16 protein-coding genes are annotated in these 18,256 nt (G+C 73.5%); 8 read left to right on the top strand and 8 right to left on the bottom strand.

Annotation, left to right across the window (positions count from 1 at the left end; translation table 11 throughout):
- From ACFYZY_RS20375 to ACFYZY_RS20395, 5 genes are all read left to right on the top strand, one after another.
- A complete protein-coding gene (locus ACFYZY_RS20375) occupies nucleotides 1-525 on the top strand; it encodes a MaoC family dehydratase (RefSeq protein ID WP_388695924.1) in 525 nt (174 codons plus the stop codon).
- Nucleotides 526-527: 2 nt separating this feature from the next.
- Nucleotides 528-1,733, top strand: coding sequence for an acyl-CoA dehydrogenase family protein (locus ACFYZY_RS20380; protein WP_388695927.1), 1,206 nt, complete (start codon nucleotides 528-530; stop codon nucleotides 1,731-1,733).
- A 168-nt stretch (nucleotides 1,734-1,901) separates the two neighbouring features.
- Nucleotides 1,902-2,558 (top strand): phosphatidylserine decarboxylase, encoded by a 657-nt coding sequence (locus ACFYZY_RS20385; RefSeq protein WP_388695929.1) that lies wholly within the window; start codon nucleotides 1,902-1,904, stop codon nucleotides 2,556-2,558.
- Entirely contained in the window at nucleotides 2,551-3,417 is an 867-nt protein-coding gene (pssA, locus tag ACFYZY_RS20390) for a CDP-diacylglycerol--serine O-phosphatidyltransferase (protein WP_388695932.1), read from the top strand. The genes ACFYZY_RS20385 and pssA overlap by 8 nt, the downstream gene beginning before the upstream one ends.
- Before the next feature lie 174 nt (nucleotides 3,418-3,591).
- Nucleotides 3,592-4,617, top strand: a complete 1,026-nt coding sequence (locus ACFYZY_RS20395; protein WP_388695933.1) for an NAD-dependent epimerase/dehydratase family protein — start codon at nucleotides 3,592-3,594, stop codon at nucleotides 4,615-4,617.
- On the opposite strand, the gene ACFYZY_RS20400 is transcribed toward ACFYZY_RS20395, so the two are convergent.
- On the bottom strand, nucleotides 4,512-5,663 hold the full coding sequence (locus ACFYZY_RS20400; RefSeq protein ID WP_388695934.1) for a glycerate kinase: 1,152 nt from the start codon (nucleotides 5,661-5,663) through the stop codon (nucleotides 4,512-4,514). The genes ACFYZY_RS20395 and ACFYZY_RS20400 overlap by 106 nt on opposite strands.
- Before the next feature lie 112 nt (nucleotides 5,664-5,775).
- Between ACFYZY_RS20400 and ACFYZY_RS20405 the strand changes: the two genes are divergently transcribed.
- A complete protein-coding gene (locus tag ACFYZY_RS20405) occupies nucleotides 5,776-7,467 on the top strand; it encodes a BCCT family transporter (RefSeq protein ID WP_388695936.1) in 1,692 nt (563 codons plus the stop codon).
- Nucleotides 7,468-7,520: 53 nt separating this feature from the next.
- On the opposite strand, the gene ACFYZY_RS20410 is transcribed toward ACFYZY_RS20405, so the two are convergent.
- From ACFYZY_RS20410 to ACFYZY_RS20435, 6 genes are all read right to left on the bottom strand, one after another.
- On the bottom strand, nucleotides 7,521-7,724 hold the full coding sequence (locus ACFYZY_RS20410) for a type II toxin-antitoxin system VapB family antitoxin (RefSeq protein ID WP_388695938.1): 204 nt from the start codon (nucleotides 7,722-7,724) through the stop codon (nucleotides 7,521-7,523).
- Between the two features lie 37 nt (nucleotides 7,725-7,761).
- Nucleotides 7,762-8,262: a methylated-DNA--[protein]-cysteine S-methyltransferase gene (locus tag ACFYZY_RS20415; protein ID WP_388695941.1), complete on the bottom strand. Its 501-nt coding sequence runs from the start codon at nucleotides 8,260-8,262 to the stop codon at nucleotides 7,762-7,764.
- A gap of 13 nt (nucleotides 8,263-8,275) precedes the next feature.
- Nucleotides 8,276-9,751 (bottom strand): AlkA N-terminal domain-containing protein, encoded by a 1,476-nt coding sequence (locus ACFYZY_RS20420; protein ID WP_388695944.1) that lies wholly within the window; start codon nucleotides 9,749-9,751, stop codon nucleotides 8,276-8,278.
- Nucleotides 9,752-9,823: 72 nt separating this feature from the next.
- Nucleotides 9,824-10,444 (bottom strand): L-threonylcarbamoyladenylate synthase, encoded by a 621-nt coding sequence (locus ACFYZY_RS20425; protein WP_388695947.1) that lies wholly within the window; start codon nucleotides 10,442-10,444, stop codon nucleotides 9,824-9,826.
- Nucleotides 10,445-10,453: 9 nt separating this feature from the next.
- On the bottom strand, nucleotides 10,454-11,872 hold the full coding sequence (locus ACFYZY_RS20430; RefSeq protein ID WP_388696243.1) for a phytoene desaturase family protein: 1,419 nt from the start codon (nucleotides 11,870-11,872) through the stop codon (nucleotides 10,454-10,456).
- 80 nt (nucleotides 11,873-11,952) lie between these two features.
- Nucleotides 11,953-12,789 carry an inositol monophosphatase family protein gene (locus tag ACFYZY_RS20435; protein ID WP_388695950.1) on the bottom strand — a complete coding sequence of 279 codons (837 nt, stop codon included), beginning with the start codon at nucleotides 12,787-12,789 and terminating at the stop codon, nucleotides 11,953-11,955.
- A 111-nt stretch (nucleotides 12,790-12,900) separates the two neighbouring features.
- Between ACFYZY_RS20435 and ACFYZY_RS20440 the strand changes: the two genes are divergently transcribed.
- Nucleotides 12,901-13,965, top strand: coding sequence for a biotin/lipoate A/B protein ligase family protein (locus ACFYZY_RS20440; RefSeq protein WP_388695952.1), 1,065 nt, complete (start codon nucleotides 12,901-12,903; stop codon nucleotides 13,963-13,965).
- Between the two features lie 220 nt (nucleotides 13,966-14,185).
- Entirely contained in the window at nucleotides 14,186-14,998 is an 813-nt protein-coding gene (locus ACFYZY_RS20445) for a serine protease (RefSeq protein WP_388695955.1), read from the top strand.
- Nucleotides 14,999-15,036: 38 nt separating this feature from the next.
- Here ACFYZY_RS20445 and ACFYZY_RS20450 read toward each other — a convergent pair whose 3' ends face one another.
- Nucleotides 15,037-18,237, bottom strand: a complete 3,201-nt coding sequence (locus ACFYZY_RS20450) for a tetratricopeptide repeat protein (protein WP_388695958.1) — start codon at nucleotides 18,235-18,237, stop codon at nucleotides 15,037-15,039.
- Nucleotides 18,238-18,256: the final 19 nt, after the last annotated feature.

An 18,256-nucleotide genomic window follows, 5' to 3' on the forward strand; every position in this document is an offset into this window, starting at 1 on the left:
ATGCAGTTCGGCCGCACGTACGAGGAGTTCGAGGTCGGTGCCGTCTACAAGCACTGGCCCGGGAAGACGGTCACGGAGTACGACGACCACCTCTTCTGCCTGCTCACGATGAACCACCACCCGCTGCACATGGACGCGCACTACGCCGAGAACACGACGGACTTCGGCAAGAACGTCGTCGTCGGCAACTACGTCTACTCGCTGCTGCTCGGCATGTCCGTGCCGGACGTCTCCGGCAAGGCCATCGCCAACCTGGAGATCGAGTCGCTGCGGCACGTGGCGCCGACCTTCCACGGCGACACGATCTACGGCGAGACCACGGTCCTCGACAAGACCCCGTCGAAGTCGAAGAACGACCGCGGGATCGTGTACGTGGAGACCAAGGGCTACAAGCAGGACGGCACCCTCGTGTGCGTCTTCCGCCGCAAGGTGATGGTCCCCACCGAGACGTACATCAAGGAGCGCGGCGGCGAGCAGCCCGGCCGCCCCGACCTCGTCGAGCCCTCCAAGAAGCCGGAGAAGTAACCATGGCGCGACTCGCCCAGACCCACGGCCTCACCGATGTCCAGCAGGAGATCCTGGCCACCGTCCGCGACTTCGTGGACAAGGAGATCATCCCGGTCGCGACCGGCCTGGAGCACCGCGACGAGTACCCCCAGCAGATCGTGGACGGGCTCAAGGAGCTCGGCGTCTTCGGCCTGATGATCCCCGAGGAGTACGGGGGCCTGGGCGAGTCGCTGCTCACCTACGCGCTGTGCGTGGAGGAGATCGCCCGCGGCTGGATGTCGGTCTCCGGCATCATCAACACCCACTTCATCGTGGCGTACATGCTCAAGCAGCACGGCACGCAGGAGCAGAAGGAGTACTTCCTCCCGCGCATGGCGGCCGGCGAGACGCGCGGCGCGTTCTCGATGTCGGAGCCGGCCCTCGGCTCGGACGTGTCGGCCATCACCTCGAAGGCCGTCAGGGACGGCGACGAGTACGTCCTCAACGGCCAGAAGATGTGGCTGACGAACGGCGGCACCTCGTCGCTGGTGGCCGTTCTGGTCCGGAGTGACGAAGGACACCCGGAGGGCACCGCCCCCCACAAGTCGATGACGACCTTCCTCGTGGAGAAGGAACCCGGCTTCGGAGAGGTCCGTCCGGGCCTCACCATCCCCGGGAAGATCGACAAGATGGGGTACAAGGGCGTCGACACGACCGAGCTGATCATGGACGGACTGCGTATTCCGGCCAATCGTGTGCTCGGCGGGGTCACGGGCCGGGGCTTCTATCAGATGATGGACGGCGTCGAGGTCGGACGCGTGAATGTGGCGGCGCGTGGCTGCGGCGTCGCTCAGCGTGCGTTCGAGCTGGGCGTTTCGTACGCCCAGCAGCGCCACACCTTCGGCAAGGCCATCGCCCAGCACCAGGCGATCCAGTTCAAACTGGCCGAAATGGCTACCAAGGTCGAGGCCGCCCATGCCATGATGGTGAACGCAGCACGCAAAAAGGACTCCGGCGAACGAAACGACCTCGAAGCAGGGATGGCGAAGTACCTCGCCTCCGAGTACTGCAAGGAGGTCGTCGAGGACGCCTTCCGCATTCACGGCGGATACGGCTTCTCGAAGGAGTACGAGATCGAGCGCCTCTACCGGGAGGCTCCGATGCTGCTCATCGGTGAAGGTACCGCCGAGATCCAGAAAATGATCATTGGTCGCCGGCTGCTGGAGGAGTACCGATTCCAGGGTTGATTGTCGCTTTTGAGCCGGTTCGGCCGCGAAGAAGATCACACCCCGTGTTCGTCTTCCGGCCGCCGACTCGGTTCCTGGCTTGCCCAGTTGCGCCCCGCAACCGATAGCATCGCCGGAAAGCCGCCGTCCCCGTTGCCAGTGCGGCATCATCCGCTACGAAGGTCATCCATGCCCCACAGCCAAACCTCTGCACACCGCGACAGCCTCAAGGGCGTACGCCTCGCGCGCGGAGCATCGCCGTGGCTCCTGCCGACCGTCGCCACCGCGGCGCTCAGCCTCGTGCGCGCGCGCGGGTCGAGGCGCGCCGCGGCCATCGCCGTGCCGACCACCGCGCTCGCGGCCGGCATGCTGTGGTTCTTCCGCGACCCCGAGCGCGAGATCGCTCAGGGCCGGGTCATCTCCCCCGCCGACGGCGTGGTGCAGAGCATCATGCCGTGGAAGGACGGGCGCACCCGGGTCGCCATCTTCATGAGCCCGCTGAACGTCCACGTCAACCGCGCGCCGCTGGCCGGCACGGTGACGTCCGTGGAGCACATCCCCGGCGGGTTCGTCCCGGCGTTCAACAAGGAGAGCGAGAACAACGAGCGCGTTGTCTGGCACTTCGACACCGAGCTCGGCGACATCGAGATGGTACAGATCGCGGGCGCCGTCGCCCGTCGCATCGTGCCGTACGTCCCGCAGGGGACGAAGGTGGAGCAGGGCGACCGTATCGGCCTGATCCGCTTCGGCTCGCGCGTCGACATCTACCTCCCCGAGGGTGTCGAGGTCGCGGTCGAGGTCGGTCAGGTCACCACAGCGGGGGTGACTCGCATTGACCGTGATTGATCCCGAGACACAGTCGGCCGACTGGGCCGCCGACGCCGAGGCGCGGGCGGCCGAGGAGGCCGAGGAGATGCCGTTGTCGCTGAGGCTGTCCATAGCGGACGCCCTCACGCTCGGTAACGCCACGTGCGGTTTCATGGCCGTGTACTTCACCACCACGGGCATCCTCATCCCGCACCTCACCGGCAGCAACGAGACCGGCATGGCGCGCAACAGCGCCGCCACCGCCGTGATCCTGATGCTGTGCGCGGCGGTCTTCGACCTCTTCGACGGGCTGGTGGCGCGCAAGCTCCGCAGCTCCCCGATGGGCGCCGAGCTCGACAACCTGTCGGACCTGATCAGCTTCGGTCTCGCTCCGGCCTACTTCGTGCTCGTGTACGGCATGGTCGCGGACGACGCGCAGCAGAAGGTCTCGGCCGTGGCCGCGATCGTGGTGCTGCTCGCGGTGGTCCTCAGGCTCGCGAGATTCTCCTGCGTGACCATGAAGGACGGCATGTTCCAGGGCATGCCGAGCCCCTTCGGCGCGCTGACGGTCGTCTCGATCGTGCTGCTGGAGCTGCCCTTCATCCCGACGCTGCTCGCGATCATCGGGGTGGCGTGGCTGATGGTCAGCCGGGTCGAGTACCCGAAGCCCCGGGGCATCCTCGCGGTGGCGATGCTGAGCTGGATCGTCGGCGCGATGGCCATGCTGGCGGCCTGGGCGTTCGACGCGCCGGGCGGGGCGTTCCTGCTCCAGACCGGCTGCGCGCTCCAGGTCGTGCTGGGCGCCGTGATCCCCCTCTTCGCGACGGCCCGCCGGGTGAACACCTTCCGCGGCAACCGGCGCGAGAGCCGGGAGGCGCGGGCGGCACAGCTGCCGTAGCGGACGGCACACGAAAAGGGCCCCGGAAGGCGATTCGCCTTCCGGGGCCCTTTTCGTGTGCCCGGGGCCCGCCCGAGGCGCTCGTGGTACGGCATGGCGGGGCGCGGGCGCGCACGGCGCCGGGGGCGAGCCGTCCGGCACGGCCGGTCGCGGGGTCTCCTCTACGCTGCGTCCATGCGTGTACTGGTCGCGGGCGCCACGGGCGCCGTGGGTCGTCAGCTCGTGCCGCGCCTGCGGGCGGCGGGCCACGAGGTCGTGGGCATCTCCCGGCGCGGTCCGCGCCCGGTGGACGTGCTCGACGCGGAGGCGGTGCGGCGGGCGGTGGCCGCGGCCGCGCCGGACGCGGTGGTGCACCAGCTCACCGACCTGGGCGGGGCGGACGGGGCCGCGAACAACCGGGTCCGCGTCGAGGGCACCCGGAACCTGGTGGACGCGGCGCGCGCGGCGGGCGTCCGGCGGATCGTGGCGCAGTCGATCTCCTGGGCGTACGCCCCCGGGGACGCGCCCGCCGACGAGTCCGCGCCGCTCGACCCGGTGGAGGAGCTCCCCCGGGCCCGGGTCGTCGCCGGGGTGCGCGCCCTGGAGTCGGCGGTGGCCGGGCTGCCGGAGGCCGTGGTCCTGCGGTACGGGATCCTCTACGGGCCCGGCACCTGGTACGCGCCGGGCGGCGCCGTCGCCGCCGCGCTCGCCGGGGACCCGGGGGCGCGGTTCCTGGGGAGCCTGGCGGCCGACGGTTCGGTCAGCTCCTTCGTGCACGTCGGGGACGCCGCCGAGGCGGCCGTACGGGCCCTGGAGTGGCCCCCGGGCGCGTACAACGTGGTGGACGACGAGCCCCGCCCCCGGTCACGCCTGGCTGCCGGTCCTGGCGGAGGCCCTGGGCGTCCCGGCCCCGGAACGGACGGAGGGACGGGCACCGTGGGCCCGGGGCGCGGTGAACACCCGGGCCCGTGCGCTCGGCTGGGTCCCGGCCCGCCCGTCCTGGCGGACGGGCTTCGCCGACCAGGGCCGGTGACGGGCGCCCACGGCGTGCGGGTCCTCGCCACGTCCGGGGCGGAGGACCGCCGTGCGGGCGGGCGGCGTGCCCGCCGCCGGTGCTACGACAGGAAGTCGCGCGCGATGCGGGCCGCCGTGTCCTCCAGGAGCGGGCCCGCGTTCGCGATGCACGTCGCCGTGTCCGGTTCCAGGTCCGTGAGGGGGTAGGCGCGGCGGATGCCGGCCCCGCCCAGGGACTCGGCGGGCAGGGCGAGGCGGCCGCAGACGGCGACGACGTCCTTGCCCGCCGCGCGGGCCGCCGAGGCGACGCCGGCCGGGGCCTTGCCGTGCAGGGTCTGTTCGTCGAGGGAGCCCTCGCCCGTGATGACGAGGTCGGCGCGCTCCAGGGCGGGAGCGAAGCCGAGGACCTCCAGCATCAGCTCGATGCCGGGGCGGAAGCTCGCGCCGAGGATGAGGGCGCCGTAGCCGATGCCGCCCGCGCCGCCCGCGCCGGGTGCCGCGGCGGCCTCGGCCGCCCGGGGGCCGACGGTCTTCTCCAGGACGGTGGCGAAGTGGGCGAGGGCCGCGTCCAGGGTCCGGACGTCGTCCGGGGTGGCGCCCTTCTGCGGGCCGTAGACGGCGGGGGCGCCCTTGGGTCCGGTGAGGGGGTTGTCGACGTCGCTCGCGAGGACCAGGTCGACCCCGGCGAAGCGGGGGTCGAGGCCGGTGAGGTCGGCCGCGGCCAGATCCGCGAGGGCCGCGCCGCCGGGGCCGACGGGCTCGCCCGCCGCGTCGAGGAAGCGGGCGCCGAGCGCGGCGAGCATCCCGGCGCCGCCGTCGGTGGTGGCGCTGCCGCCGACGCCGAAGACGACGGTGGTCGCACCGGCGTCCAGGGCGGCGCGGAGCAGTTCGCCGGAACCGTACGTGGTCGCGGTGAGCGGGGCGAACACACCGGGCGGGAGGAGCTGGAGGCCGGACGCCTCCGCCATCTCGACGACGGCGGTGGTGCCGCGCAGCGCGAACGCGGCGGTGACCGGTTCGCCGAGCGGTCCCGTCACGGTCAGTTCACGGCGCTCGAACCCGGCGGCGACGGCCGCCGCGACGGTGCCGTCGCCGCCGTCCGCGACCGGCAGCGTTTCCACCACGAGGTCCGGGAGGACCCGCCGCAGACCCGCCGAGACCCGCCGCGCGACCTCCACCGCCGTGAGCGAACCCTTGAACTTGTCGGCCGCCACGAGCACGCGGGCGACCTCAGTTGCTGCTCCGTCCGTCACCTTGCATCCCTTGCTTTCGAACGTGCAGTCGCGCCGCCGCCGACCCTATCCGGACCGCCGGACGGCGTGCCACCCCCCGCCGCACGGACATTCCGCACCATAGTGGGGTCGCATGAGCACGGAACCGAGCGAGCGCGCCCCGGCAGCCCCGGACGGGCGGCACGCGCCTGACGGCAAGGTCATCGGGATCGGGGTCACGGCCGTCGCCGCGGCCGTGGCCTGGGCGGCCCTGGGCGAGGAGTCCTTCGACAGCGCCTCCTCCACGGCCCTGGACTGGGTCCTCTCCAACTTCGCCTGGTTGTTCGTGGTCGCGGCGGACGTCTTCCTGGTGCTGTGCGTGGTGCTGGCGCTGAGCCGGTTCGGCCGGATCAGGCTGGGTCCGGACGACTCCGAGCCCGAGTTCACGCACCTGGCGTGGATCGCGATGATGTTCAGCGCCGGCATGGGCATCGGCCTGATGTTCTACGGGGTCGGGGAGCCGCTCCAGCACTTCCTGTCCCCGCCGCCGGCGAGCGGGGCCTCCGCCGGGACGGGCACGGCGGCCCTCAACGCCATGGAGTACTCGTTCTTCCACTGGACGCTCACCCCGTGGGCGATCTACGGCATCACGGGCCTCGCCCTGGCGTACGCGGGCTTCCGCAAGGGCCGCGGGAACCGGCTGAGTTCCGCCTTCGTGCCGCTGATGGGGGCGCGGCGGGCGGCCTCCTGGCCGGGCAAGGCGATCGATCTGCTCGCGGTGTTCGCGACCGTGTTCGGCACGGCGACGAGTCTGGGGCTCGGCGCCCTCCAGGTCGCCGAGGGACTGGACCTGACCATGGGCGTGAAGAACACGACGACCGTCCAGCTCGTCGTCATCGTGTCGCTGTCGGCGGCCTTCGTCCTGTCGGCCTTCTCCGGCCTCCACAAGGGCGTGAAGTGGCTCTCCACGCTGAACGTCGCCCTCGCGGCCTGTCTGATGCTCTTCGTCTTCCTGCTCGGGCCGACCGTCTACGTCCTGGACACCATCCCGGCCTCCGTCGGCGGCTACCTGCACCAGCTGCTGCCGATGGCGACCCGGACCGGGGCGTTCACCGACCCCGGCTGGCTGGGGAAGTGGACGATCTTCTACTGGGCGTGGTGGCTGTCCTGGGCGCCGTTCGTCGGCACGTTCATCGCCCGGATCTCGCGCGGCCGGACGGTCCGGGAGTTCCTGGTGGGCGTGCTGCTCGTGCCGTCGGGGGCGACGGTGGTGTGGTTCTGCGTGATGGGCGGCACGGCGATCCGGCTGGAGTCGACGGGCGCCGCGGACCTGGCGGCGACGGTGGCGGACGGGGCGGAGGCGTCGCTGTTCGGGATGCTGGAGGCGCTGCCGCTGGGCACGGTCACCTCGGTCCTGGCGATGGTCCTGGTGATGACGTACTTCATCACCAGCGCCGACTCGGCCTCCCTGGTGATGGGGTCGCTGACCAGCCGCGGCGCGCTCCATCCGCCGACCTGGCTGGTGGTGGTGTGGGGCGTCCTGATGGCCGCCGTGGCGGCGGCGCTGCTCGTGGTGGGCGGTCTGGACTCGCTCCAGACGGCGACGATCCTGGTGGCGCTGCCGTTCGTGGTGGCGATGCTGGTGCTCTGCTGGGCGCTCGTGAAGGAGCTGCGGGAGGACCCGGGAGCGGGTCCGGTCCGGCACCACGCCCTGCACGGGCTGCGGGACGCGGTGCGGTCCATGGTCGGCGAGGCGATGACCGAGCAGGGCGGCGACCGCCACCCCCGCCTGCGGCGCGCGGCGCGGGCGCGCCGCGACGCGGAGCCCCCGGACCGGGAGGGCTGAGGTCCCGGACCAGGAGGGCTGAGGCCCCGGCGGGGCGGGCCATCCGGCCTGCCTCAGCCCTGCGGGGGCTCCGGCGGGACGATCTCGCCGGTGCGCTGCGGTTCGTCCCGGCCGGCGACCCGGGCCTCGGTGCGGTGGCCGCGGGCGATGTAGTCGCGGACGACCGCCTCGACGGCGTCCTGGGGGTTGTTGATCCCCGCCAGGACCATGACTTCCACGACGAGTTCGGCGTCGAGCGCGATGTTCATCTTGGGCATGCCGGGAACCTAGCACCCCGGCCGGGGGGAACGGGGTTCAGAAGAGGACGTCGGGTTCCTTCGTACCCGACTCGAAGGCCAGGAGCCGCCGTTTGCGGTCGAGGCCGCCGCCGTAGCCGGTGAGGCCGCCGCCGGTCCCGACCACCCGGTGGCAGGGGACGACGATGCCGACGGGGTTCCTGCCGTTGGCGAGGCCGACGGCACGGGAGGCGCCGGGACTCCCCAGCTCCTCGGCGAGTTCGCCGTACGTCCGGGTCTCCCCGTACGGGATGAGGCGCAGCCGCTCCCAGACGCGCAGCTGGAACGGGGTGCCGACGAGGTGCAACGGCAGGTCGAACTCGGTGAGTTCGCCGGCGAAGTAGGCGTCGAGCTGACGGATCGTCTCCCCGAAGGGGCGCGGGTCGGGCTCGCCGAAGGTCTCCTCGGGCGGGCGGTGGCGCTGGCCGGTCATGTGGACGCGGCTGAGGACCCCGTCGACGGCGACGAGGGTCAGCGGGTCGTACGGACTGTCCACGACGGTGTGCTGGACGGTGGGCACGGGCGCGGTCTCCTCAGGAGGGCAGGTGGTTGACCGGGTGGGTGTCGGTCGCCCAGAGGTACTGGACGGCGTAGGCGCGCCAGGGACGCCAGCACGCGGCGCGGGCGGTCAGCGCGGCCGGGGTGGCGGGCAGGCCGAGGCGTTCGGCGGCGCGGCGGACGCCGAGGTCGCCGGGGAGGAAGGCGTCGGGGTCGCCGAGGGCCCGCATGGCGATGAGTTCGGTGGTCCAGGGGCCGAAGCCGGGCAGGGCGAGCAACCGGGCGCGGACCTCCTCGCGGTCGTCGGCGGGGCCGAGGGGGAGCGTGCCGTCCGCGAGGGCCCGGACCAGGGTCAGGAGGGTGGTGCGGCGGCTGCGGGGCAGGGCGAGGTCGGCGGGGTCGAGGGCGGCGAGCGCCCCGGGTTCCGGGAAGAGGTGGGTGAGGCCGCCCTCGGGGTCGTCGACCGGGACGCCGTGCGCGGCGACGAGCCGGGCGGCGTGGGTGCGGGCGGCGGCGGTGGAGACCTGCTGGCCGAGGACGGCGCGTACGGCGAACTCGGCGGGGTCGACGGAGCCGGGCACCCGGCGGCCGGGCGCGGCGTCCACGAGCGGGGCGAGCAGCGGGTCGGCGCGCAGCCGCTCGTCCACGGCGACGGGGTCGGCGTCGAGGTCGAGGAGTCTGCGGCAGCGGCTGATCGCGTGGGTGAGGTCGCGCGGGTCGGTGAGGGAGAGGCGGCAGGCGATGTGGTCGGCGCGGGGGGCGAGGGCGACGGTGCCGTGCCCGTGCGGGAGACCGAGGGTGCGGCGGTAGGCGCCGTCCCGCCACTCCTCGACGCCGGGGACGGCGGTCGCCGCGAGGTGGCCGAAGACGTTGGAGGGTTCGAAGGGCGCGCGGAACGGCAGCCGGAGGCAGATCGCTCCGGGGGCGGGCGACCGCGGCGCGGCCGGACGGGCGGCCCGGGCGCGCAGTGCGCCGGGGGTGAGGGCGAAGACCTCGCGGACGGTGTCGTTGAAGGCGCGGACGGAGGAGAACCCGGCGGCGAAGGCGATCTCGCCCAGGCGCATCGGGGTCGTCTCGATGAGCACCCGCGCGGTCTGGGCGCGCTGGGCGCGGGCCAGGGCGAGGGGACCGGCGCCCAGCTCGGCGAGGAGCTGGCGTTCGATCTGGCGGGTGGACCAGCCGAGCCGCCGGGCGAGGCCCGGGACGCCCTCCCGGTCGACGACGCCGTCCTGGATGAGCCGCATCGCGCGGGCGACGGCGTCGGCCCGGACGTTCCACTCGGGCGAACCGGGGCTGGTGTCGGGCCGGCACCGCTTGCAGGCCCGGAAGCCGGCGCGCTGGCAGGAGGCGGCGCTGGGGTGGAACTCCATGTTCTCGGCCTTGGGCGGGGCGGCCGGGCAGCTCGGCCGGCAGTAGATCCGGGTGGTGCGGACGGCCGTGAAGAACACGCCGTCGAAGCGGGCGTCCTTCGACCGGACGGCCCGCACGCAGCGCTCGGTGTCGGTGTGCATGTCTCCATGGTCGGGGACGGACGGCGCCGGAGCTGGCGGAAAAACGACATGGCCGTCCGGCCCCGGGGCCCGCTACTCGAAGCGGGCGGTGTCCCCCGCTCCCCGGCGGACGATCTCGGGCTCGCCGCCGGAGAAGTCCACCACGGTGGTGGGCTCGGTGCCGCAGTCGCCGGAGTCGAGGACCGCGTCGACCTGGTGGTCGAGCCGTTCCTTGATCTCCCAGCCCTGGGTCAGCGGCTCGGCCTCGTCGGGCAGGAGCAGGGTGCTGGAGAGCATCGGCTCGCCGAGTTCGGCCAGGAGCGCCTGGGTGGCGACGTGGTCGGGGATGCGGACGCCGACCGTCTTCTTCTTGGGGTGGAGGAGCTGGCGCGGCACCTCCTTGGTGGCGGGCAGGATGAAGGTGTACGGGCCGGGGGTGGCCGCCTTGACGGCGCGGAACACGTCGTTGTCGATGTGCACGAGCTGGCCCAGCTGGGCGAAGTCCCGGCACATCAGGGTGAAGTGGTGCCGGTCGTCCAGGTCGCGGATCGCCCGGATGCGGCTGATGCCGTCGCGGCTGCCCATGCGGGTGCCGAGCGCGTAGCAGGAGTCGGTCGGGTACGCGACGAGCGCCCCGTTCCGGATGCTGTCGGCCACCGCCGCGATGGTGCGCGGCTGCGGGTTGTCGGGGTGCACGTCGAAGTACTTGGCCATGGGGCCAGTCTAATTTTCGCGGGCGGGGGCGCGCAGCCGCCGCCAGACCGCCTTCGCCGCGTTGTGGCCGGACATGCCGTGCACGCCGGGGCCGGGCGGGGTGGCGGAGGAACAGAGGAAGACCGCGGGGTGCGGGGTGTCGTAGGGGCGCAGCGACAGGGTGGGGCGCAGCAGGAGCTGGAGGCCGCGGGCGGCGCCGCAGGCGATGTCGCCGCCGACGTAGTTGGCGTTGCGGGCGGCGAGTTCGGGCGGGCCGGCGGTGGCGCGGGCCAGGACGCGGTCGCGGAAGCCGGGGGCGAAGCGCTCGATCTGACGTTCGATCGACTCGGTGAGGTCGCCGCGCCAGCCGTTGGGCACGTGGCCGTACGCCCAGAAGACGTGCTTGCCCCCGGGGGCGCGCGAGGGATCGACGAGGCTGGGCTGCGCGGTGATGAGGAAGGGCACGTCGGGCGCGGTGCCGGAGGACGCCCGGTTCAGGGCGGTGCCGATCTCCCCGGCGGTGGGGCCGATCTGGACGGTGCCGGCGCGGCGGGGCTCCTCGGCGGTCCACGGCACGGGGCCGTCCAGGGCGTAGTCGATCTTGAAGGCGGCGGCGCCGTACGCGTAGCGGTCGTAGTGGCCGCCGAAGCCGGCGATCCGGGCGAGGGCGGTGGGCGAGGTGTCGAAGACGTAGGCGCGGGCCGGCGGCAGGTCGTCGAGGCGCTTGATCTCGTAGTCGGTGTGGACGGCGCCACCGAGGTCCCGGAGGTACGCGGTGAGGGCGTCGGAGAGGGACTGCGAACCGCCCCGGGGCAGCGGCCAGCCGCCGGCGTGGGCGGCGAGCGCGAAGACGAGGCCGACGGCGCCGGTCGCGAAGCCGCCGAGGGGGGCCATGACGTGGCCGACGAGCCCGGCGAAGAGCGCGCGGGCCTTCTCGTCCCGGAAGCGGCGCACGAGCCAGGTGGAGGGCGGCAGCCCGGCGAGGCCGAAGCGGGCGAGGGTGACCGGGTCGCGGGGCAGCGCGGTGAGCGGGAGCTGCATGAAGTCCGCCGCCAGGGTGTCCCACTTGCCGCGGAAGGGGGCGACGAGCCGCCGGTACGCCCCGGCGTCGCGCGGGCCGAGGGAGGCGGCGGTCTCGGCGACGGAGCGGGCGAGGACGACGGCGGTGCCGTCGTCCCACGGATGGGCCATGGGCAGCTCCGGGTGGAGCCACTCCAGTCCGTACCGGTCGAGGGGCATCGTCCTGAAGACGGGCGAGCCGGCGCCGAGGGGGTGCACGGCGGCGCAGGGGTCGTGCCGGAAGCCGGGAAGGGTCAGCTCCTCGGTCCTGGCGCCGCCGCCCACGGTGGACCTGGCCTCGAAGACGGCCACGGAGAAGCCGCGGCGGGCCAGTTCCACGGCGGCGGTCAGTCCGTTGGGGCCCGCCCCCACGACGGCGGCGTCGAGCATCGGTGTCCTGTGCGTCACCCGCGGGCTCCTTCGTCAGCCGGTGGCCGGGCCCTCAGGATAGGCGGACGGGCCCGGCGGTCTCACCTCCCTCCGAGGAGGGTCCGTATCCTCTCGGCGGTCGCCGCGTCCCGGGCCGCGGTGAACGGCAGCGCGTTGCCGCCGGTGACGCGGAACGGCTCCCCGGCGACCGTGGTGTCCGCGCCGCCCGCCTCGGCGACCAGGAGGAGTCCGGCCGCGTGGTCCCACGCGTACTCCCAGGAGAAGGCGACCCCGGCGATCTCCCCGCGCGCCACGGCGAGGTATTCGAGTCCGGCGGAGCCGCAGGGGCGGGGACGGACGCCGTCGGCGTCCAGGCCGAGCAGGGCGTGCTTCTGCTCCGGGGTGGTGTAGTCGGGGTGCGAGGAGGCGACCTCCAGGACCTCGCCGGGCGCGGGCGAGCCGGAGCGCAGCGGATTCCCGTTCAACGTGGCGCCGCGGCCGCGCACCGCGACGGCCATCTGCTCCAGGGCGGGGGCGTAGGTCCAGGAGGCAAGGACCTCGCCGTGCCGGGCGAGGGCGACGAGGGTGCAGAAGGCGGGGTCACCGTGGACGAACTGGCGGGTGCCGTCGACGGGGTCGACGATCCACACGGGCGCGTCGCCGCGCAGCGCGCCGTAGACCTCCGGGTCGGCGTGGACGGCCTCTTCGCCGACGACCACGGAGCCGGGGAGGAGCGTGGTGAGGGAGGCGGTGAGGTGGGCCTCGGCAGCCCGGTCGGCGACGGTGACCAGGTCGTGCGGTCCGTTCTTCTCGACGACCTCGTGGGCGGCGAGTTGCCGGAAACGCGGCGTGATCTCGGCGGCGGCAGCCTCGCGGACCGCCTCCTCCACCTCGGCCGTACCGCCGTCGAGAACGTGTGCGAGGAAGTCTTCGATCATGCGCCCAGCCAAGCACGCCGCTCCGGCGAACGGTACGGCGCCTCCGTCGTCGGCCGTTCCGCCGGGGAGTACCCTTTGGCCGAGTTCATCCCTCACCCGCAGGAGGATCCCGTGCACGGCGAGTACAAGGTCCCGGGCGGAAAGCTGGTGGTCGTCGACCTCGACTCCGAGGACGGCGTCCTGCGGAACGTCCGGGTCGCCGGCGACTTCTTCCTGGAGCCGGACGAAGCGGTCCTGGCGATCGACCGGGCCCTGGAGGGCGCCCCGGCCGACACGGACGCCGCCGGGCTCGCGGCGCGGATCGACGCGGCGCTGCCGCCGGGCACGCACATGCTCGGGCTGACGTCCGAGGGTGTCGGGATCGCGGTCCGCCGCGCCGTCGCCCGCGCCACGGACTGGACCGACTACGACTGGCAGCTGATCCACGAGCCGCCGCAGTCCCCCGCCCTGCACATGGCCCTGGACGAGGTCCTGACGGCCGAGGTCGCGGCCGGCCGCCGCCCGCCGACCCTGCGGGTGTGGGAGTGGGGCGCCCCGGCGGTGGTGATGGGCAGCTTCCAGTCCCTGCGCAACGAGGTCGATCCGGAGGCGGCCGAGCGGCACGGCATCCGGGTGGTGCGGCGGATCAGCGGCGGCGGTGCGATGTTCGTCGAGCCGGGGAACACGATCACGTACTCGCTCTCGGTCCCCGACTCCCTCGTGCAGGGCCTGTCCTTCGCCGACAGCTACGCCTACCTCGACGACTGGGTCCTGGGCGCGCTCGGCGACATGGGGATCAAGGCGTGGTACCAGCCGCTCAACGACATCGCCACCGAGGCCGGGAAGATCGCGGGCGCCGCCCAGAAGCGGGTGGTCGGCCCGGACGGCGGGCCGGGGGCCGTCCTGCACCACGTGACCATGTCCTACGACATCGACGCCGACAAGATGCTGGAGGTCCTGCGCATCGGCCGGGAGAAGATGTCCGACAAGGGCACGAGGAGCGCCAAGAAGCGCGTGGACCCGCTCCGGCGCCAGACCGGCCTCCCCCGGGAGCAGGTGATCGAGAACATGATCGCCTCCTTCCGCGACCGCTACGGACTGACCGCCGGGGAGGTCACGGAGGAGGAGCTGGCCCGGGCGGAGGAGCTGGTGCGGACGAAGTTCGCCACCGAGGAGTGGACCGCGCGCGTGCCGTAACCGCCCGCCCCGGACCCCCGCCCGCGCACCGCCCCCGCCCCGTCGGCTCCGCGCCCGCGCGCCACCCGCGCCCTCCCGTCGAACGCCAGTCCGGGGCCGAGCCGGGGTGACCGGGTCCCGTCCGGTTCGTTGATGCCGACGCGGGCCGGAAAGCACGCGGAGGAAACGTCTCTGCACGCCGTCGGCCCCGGCAGGGTGACGCCGACGGATCGGAGGTCCCATGGGACGGACGCGAAAGCTCGTGGCCTCGGTCGCGGGCGCGGTGATGGGCATGAGCGTGCTCGGGCCCGCGCCGGCGCACGCGGTCGTCGGCGGACAGGAGGCCGGGCCGCACCAGTACCCGTTCATGGCGGGGCTCGTGGACCTGGCCGAGCGGCGGGTGATGTGCGGCGGGGCGCTGATCGGCGACCGGTACGTCCTGACCGCCGCGCACTGCCTGACGGGCGCGTACAGCAGCACCGCGCGGGTGGGCGTGCTCCTCGGGGACCACGACCTGACGAGCGGGGACGACAGTCCGCACGCGGTGCTCGCGGCCCCGGACCGGTTCCTGACGCACCCGGAGTACGACCCGGAGACCCAGCGGAACGACATCGCCCTCGTCCGGCTGGCCGAGCCGGTGGTGTTCGGCCGGGACGTGCGCCCGGTCGCCCTGCCCTCGCCCTACGCCCACGGCGCCTTCGACCACACGCGGGTGGAGGCGCCGGGGTGGGGCGCCACCTCGTCCGGCGGACGCGCCTCCCCCGTCCTGCGGACCGTGACCCTCGACACCATGGACAACGCGGCCTGCGAGGCCAGGGGCGCGTTCCGGGTGACGCCCGCCCAGCTCTGCACATACTCCCCCGGGCGGGACACCTGCCAGTACGACTCCGGCGGCCCCCTGGTCCGCACGGTGGCGCGGAAGCCGTATCTGGTCGGCCTGGTCTCCTACGGGCGGGGGTGCGCCACCGACTCCCCCGCCGTGAACACCCGCGTCCGGTCGTACCTCGACTGGATCGCACAGGTGACCGGGGAGCGGCCGTCCCCCACCTCGTGAAGGCGGTGCGCCGAAGCGGGGGACGAGGGGCGCGGCGCTCAGCGCCGGCGCCCGGACCGCCTGGTGGACGCCAGGCCCCGGCGTACGGCTCGCGTCAGGGGATGCTCCTCTCCGAGGGTGCGACGGCACCCGGAGAGGGCCTGCCCGTACAGGCTCCGGGCCCGGCGCCGCAGTCCGGCCTCCTGGCACGTGCCGGCCAGACTCAGCTGCGTGGAGAGCGTGTCGGGGTGATCCGCGCCCAGAGCCCTCCGCTGTCGCCGGAACGTGGCTTCGAACAGCGGGAGGGCCCGGCCGAAGTCTCCGGAGGCGGCGTGGGTGACCGCCAGGTTGTGGTGGGCGACGAGGGTGTGCGGATGGTCCTCCCCGAGGGCGTGGGCGCACGCGGTGGCGTTCTCCTCGTGGAGCAGCGCGGCCCGGTGGAGTTCACCCGCGTCCAGGTAGGCTCCGGCGAGATTGTTGCGGATGGTGAGCGTGTCGGGGTGATGGGGTCCGTGCACCCGCTCCTGTCCGTGGAGCGCCTGCTCGAAGAGCGGCGCGGCCCGGTCCGGCCGGCCCGCGAGCCGATAGGTGTGCGCGAGCATGCCGAGGACGGCGAGGGTGTCCTCGTGCCGCGCGCCGAGGACTCGTGACCGCGCGTGGAACGTCTGCTCGTAGAGCGGGAGGGCCCGCCCGAAGTCGCCCGACTCGCGGTGGGCGTCCGCGAGATGCCTGCGGCTGGTGAGGGTGCCGGGATGGTCCTCCCCCAGTGAACGTTCCCGCGCCCGGAGGACCTCTTCGAAGAGCGGAACGGCCCGCTCGGCGCGTCCCGCCTTGAGGTGGGCCACCGCCAGGTTGTGACGGGTGGTGAGCGAGCCGGGGTCGTCCCCGCCGAGCCGGTGCCGGTCGCCGCGGACGGCCTGCTCCAGGAGGGGAACGGCGCGGTCCACGTCGCCGACGGCCAGGAACCCGTAGCCGATGTCGGCGCCGCGGGTGTCGAGATGCCCCTCGTCCGGAACGACCGCCGCCGCACCGGGATCGGTGGGGTCCGTACGGTGCGCCGACGGCGCGCCGGGACCGTCCGGCGGGTCCGGTCGCGGAGCGGCGAGGCGCGCTGCCCGGTCCGGGTCGCCGGCCGCGCGGCACGCGAGAGCGAGGGCGACGCGGGCGGCGCGAGTCGTGCCGTGGCTCTCGCCGAGCACGCGCTCCATGACCGGCAGTACCTCGTCGAACAGCGCGACGGCCCGGTCGAGCTCACCGGCCTTCCGGCAGGCGCCCGCCAGATTGCCCCGCACGACGAGGGTGTCGGGGTGTTCGTCGCCCAGGACGCGTTCCATGTCGCCGAGGACCTCCTCCAAGAGACGGACGGTCTCTCGCGGCTCCACCGACGCCGCGCGCGCGGCCACCAGGTTGCTCCGCGTCACCAGGGTGAGGTGGTGGTCCTTCCCGAGCGCGCGGACGGAGGCGCCGAGGTTCTCCCCGTACAGGCGAACGACCTCGTCGTGGTGACCGGCCGTCCGCCGTGTACGGGCGAGGGTGTTGCGCATGGCGACAGCGGTGATGTCCTCGCCGTCCTCGGACGCGCCGGGAAGCGGGCCGTACGCGGGTTTCCCTCCGAGCAGGGCGAGCGCCTTGTCCGGATCGCCGACGGCCCTGTAGGCGTCGGCGAGGTTGTTGCGGCTGGCGAGGGTGAGCGGATGCGTTTCCCCCAGTACGCGTTCCTCGTCGCGCAGGGCCCGTTCGTACAGGGGGATGGCCCGCTTCACGTACCCCGACGCCTCGTGGGCGTGCGCCAGGTTGTGACGGCAGGTGAGCGTGTGGATGTCGTCGTGGCCGAGTTCCCGCTCGTGGTGGTCGAGGGCTCGACGGAGGTGCGCGACGGCTCGGGTGGCGAGTCCCTGGCTGATGAGGAACACACCGGCGTGGACGAGGAGCCGTGCCGTGATGCCGGTGTCGTCGCACGCCGGCGTGTGGTCGGCCAGGGCGTCCATGTGCGGGAGCAGGACGTGCCCGGTGGGCCAGGTGGCGGCGTCCTGCCAGTCGGTCGGCCGGACGGCGGCCTCCAGTGCGGCGGTCGCACGCCCCCGGGCCTCGGTGATGAGACCGGGCGCGCGGTGCGGGTCGTCGGCTGCGGAGGTCCGGGCCACGGACTGGACCAGCCGGTGGACGGAGAGGGCTCGTGCCCCGGGGTCCACGGTGATCATGCTGTACCTGTTCAGGGCGCCGATCGCGTCGTCGACCTCGGCCGGTTCGCCCCCGCCGTCCAGGAGCCCGGCGGGAATGCCGTCCGGCGCGTACCAGGCCAGGGTGCGCAGCACGTCGGCCGCCAGCGGCTGCTGTTCGGCGAGAAGGTCCAGCGTCACGCGCCAGACGCGGGCGACGGTGTGTTCGGGGTCGATGGCGCCCTCGCCGCCCTGCAGGTACAGCGGGCCGGGGTTCCGCCGGAGCCGTTCCAGGTACCTGCCCGGGGTCAGCAGGGGGTTCTCGGCGAGGGTGAAGGCCGCTTGTCCGACGGCCAGGGGAAGGTGCCCCAGTTGCGCGCAGACTTCGGCCGCTCCGGACAGGTCCCGGTCGCCGCCGACGTTCGCGATGCGCGTGAACAGGGCCAGTGATTCGGCCGGCTGCAGGGTGTCGAGCCGGATGACCTCGGCGGCGTCGTGCCACACCGTGGCGAGTCTGCTGGTGATGAGGAAGCGACCGCTGGGGACGCGGGCCAGGAGCGGGGCGATGTCCGCGAGGTGGTTGACGTTGTCCAGGATGAGCAGCCAGCCGCTGTGCGTGGCCAGCCACTGCATCCCGTTCTCGGCCAGGGCCTCCACCGTCAGCGCTTTGGAGGTCGCGGGCTGCAGGGCGGTGGCCAGGGCGGCCAGGCCCTGCTCCACGCCCGCCGCGCTGTCGGCGGATATCCACCGGATGGGCGCGAGGCGGTGCTTCCTGGCCCGGGTGGCCGCCCAGTGCACGGCCAGCGTGCTCTTGCCGACCCCGCCGAGACCGTGCACGGCCTGGATCCACACGCCACCGGTCTTCCTCATGGCGGCGTCGAGACGGTCGAGTTCGGTGGCGCGCCCCACGAAGTGGGCCGTGCGGTACGGCAGGTTGTCCAGTCCCGGTCGGGCTCTCACCTCGCCCACGGGCCGCACCGCCTCCGGTGGGAGCACCACGCTGGAATGGTCGTTGTAGATGCCCGAGACGGCGATGCCGCCGTGCGTCGCGTTCGCGTTTCCGGTGCCCGACACCTGCTGCGCGGGTGGGACGCCGCCCACCGTGCCCCCTGCCGGGGTG

It is taken from the genome of Streptomyces sp. NPDC001744 (genome assembly GCF_042892575.1).
Lineage (GTDB): Bacteria > Actinomycetota > Actinomycetes > Streptomycetales > Streptomycetaceae > Streptomyces.

Bases quoted from the DNA above. Each gene is read 5' to 3' on its own strand.
- ACFYZY_RS20375 (WP_388695924.1), top strand. From the start codon at position 1: ATGCAGTTCGGCCGCACGTACGAGGAGTTCGAGGTCGGTGCCGTCTAC.
- ACFYZY_RS20380 (WP_388695927.1), top strand. From the start codon at position 528: ATGGCGCGACTCGCCCAGACCCACGGCCTCACCGATGTCCAGCAGGAG.
- ACFYZY_RS20385 (WP_388695929.1), top strand. From the start codon at position 1,902: ATGCCCCACAGCCAAACCTCTGCACACCGCGACAGCCTCAAGGGCGTA.
- ACFYZY_RS20395 (WP_388695933.1), top strand. From the start codon at position 3,592: ATGCGTGTACTGGTCGCGGGCGCCACGGGCGCCGTGGGTCGTCAGCTC.
- ACFYZY_RS20405 (WP_388695936.1), top strand. From the start codon at position 5,776: ATGAGCACGGAACCGAGCGAGCGCGCCCCGGCAGCCCCGGACGGGCGG.
- ACFYZY_RS20410 (WP_388695938.1), bottom strand. From the start codon at position 7,724: ATGCCCAAGATGAACATCGCGCTCGACGCCGAACTCGTCGTGGAAGTC.
- ACFYZY_RS20420 (WP_388695944.1), bottom strand. From the start codon at position 9,751: ATGCACACCGACACCGAGCGCTGCGTGCGGGCCGTCCGGTCGAAGGAC.
- ACFYZY_RS20425 (WP_388695947.1), bottom strand. From the start codon at position 10,444: ATGGCCAAGTACTTCGACGTGCACCCCGACAACCCGCAGCCGCGCACC.
- ACFYZY_RS20430 (WP_388696243.1), bottom strand. From the start codon at position 11,872: ATGCTCGACGCCGCCGTCGTGGGGGCGGGCCCCAACGGACTGACCGCC.
- ACFYZY_RS20435 (WP_388695950.1), bottom strand. From the start codon at position 12,789: ATGATCGAAGACTTCCTCGCACACGTTCTCGACGGCGGTACGGCCGAG.
- ACFYZY_RS20445 (WP_388695955.1), top strand. From the start codon at position 14,186: ATGGGACGGACGCGAAAGCTCGTGGCCTCGGTCGCGGGCGCGGTGATG.